Origin of the sequence: Brachybacterium sp. GCM10030252, from assembly GCF_042666535.1 — a bacterium.
GTDB lineage: Bacteria > Actinomycetota > Actinomycetes > Actinomycetales > Dermabacteraceae > Brachybacterium.
This window is the reverse complement of sequence record NZ_JBHTDM010000019.1, coordinates 1-1,482: the sequence shown is the minus strand read 5'-3', so window position 1 is coordinate 1,482 and position 1,482 is coordinate 1. Positions and strand designations below refer to the sequence as shown.

Sequence of the window (1,482 nt, the reverse complement as noted above, 5' to 3'; positions counted from 1 at the left end):
GCTCACTGGGGGACCCTCCTTAGTGCGGCCTTGTTCGGTAGGGTCGTGACCACTCGGTCCCGGCGGGTGCATGGCCTAGGATGCGAGCCGTTCGACGGCCAGCATGAGTTCTGCCAGCCCTGCCGGGCCGAGGCCATCTGAACGGCGTCAGGAACATGCCCCCTCGAGGGCCGAGCAGTGAGCTTCCGGCAGATGTCCTCCACCAAGTGGTGCTCCTTCGAAAGACCTGGAGTACGTGCATGTATGTCGGATGGGACTGGGGCAACACCACCCATGCAATTGCGGTCATCGACGACCACGGCCATCTCGTCGATCGCTGGCCCACCCCTCACAACGAGGACGGCCTGCGCGCCACATTCGCTCGCCTGGCCGGCCACGCCGCGCCGGCTGACCTGCCGGTCGCGATCGAGACCACCCGCGGGCTGATCGTGGACCGACTCCTGGCGGCCGGACACCCGGTCGTGGCCGTCCACCCCAATGCGTTCAACGCTGTGCGTCCCCGCTGGGGCGCGGCCCGCGCGAAGGACGATCCCGGCGACGCGTTCAAGCTCGCTGACTACCTGCGCACCGACGGCCACCGCTTGAGGACCCTGCGCCCGACCGAGCAGACCACCCTCGAGCTGCAAGCCCTGGTGCGCGCCCGCGAGGATCAGGTCACCGCCCGCGTGACGGCGACCAACCAGCTCGCCGCGCTGCTGGCCGAACACTGGCCCGGTGCCGGGACGGTCTTCGCTGACCTGGACTCCGACATCGCCCTGGCATTCTGCGATCGCTTCCCCACCCGCAGCTCCGCGCGGCACCTGGCACCGGCGAGAATGCGCGACTGGCTGGCCCGCCAGCACTACTCCGGACGCACCGATCCTGCCGTACTGATCGGCAGGCTCCGTAACGCTCCCGCGCCCGTCTCCAGACTGAGTGACGAGACGATCACCGTGCTGGTGCGCAACCAGATCGCCGTCATCCGCGCCCTGAAGACCGTGATCTGCGAGCTCGAGGCCCAGATCGACACGGCTCTGGCCACCCACCCCTGGGCAGCCCTGATCGAGAACCTTCCCAGGGTGGGGACCGTCAACCTCGCCCAGATCATCGGCGAGGCCGGCCCCCTGCTGGAGCACGCCGCCAGCGCGGACCAGCTCGCTGCCGAAGCCGGCGTCGTGCCCGTCACCCGCGCCTCGGGCAAGTCCCGCGCAGTCGTGTTCCGCTACGCCACCAACCGGCGAGCCAGACAAGCCCTCATCCGCTGGGCCGACAACTCCCGACACTCCTCGACCTGGGCCAGAAACATCTACGACACCGCTCGAGAACAAGGCAAACGACATCCCCACGCCGTGCGGATCCTGGCCCGCTCCTGGCTGCGGATCATCTACGCCTGCTGGCGCGACGGAACGTGCTACGACCCCACCATCCACGAGCGGCGCAGAACCGACAGAAACGACCACAGCAGCGCTCTCACGGCCTAGAGGTTGACTCAGGGAACTCATG

1 protein-coding gene is annotated in these 1,482 nt (G+C 68.4%); it reads left to right on the top strand.

Translation table 11 applies throughout. From position 1 onward, the window contains the following. Nucleotides 1-239: 239 nt before the first annotated feature. Complete coding sequence (locus ACFQRJ_RS12595; protein WP_377019487.1) at nt 240-1,460, top strand: IS110 family transposase; 1,221 nt, start codon at nt 240-242, stop codon at nt 1,458-1,460. The last annotated feature ends 22 nt before the right edge of the window (nt 1,461-1,482 follow it).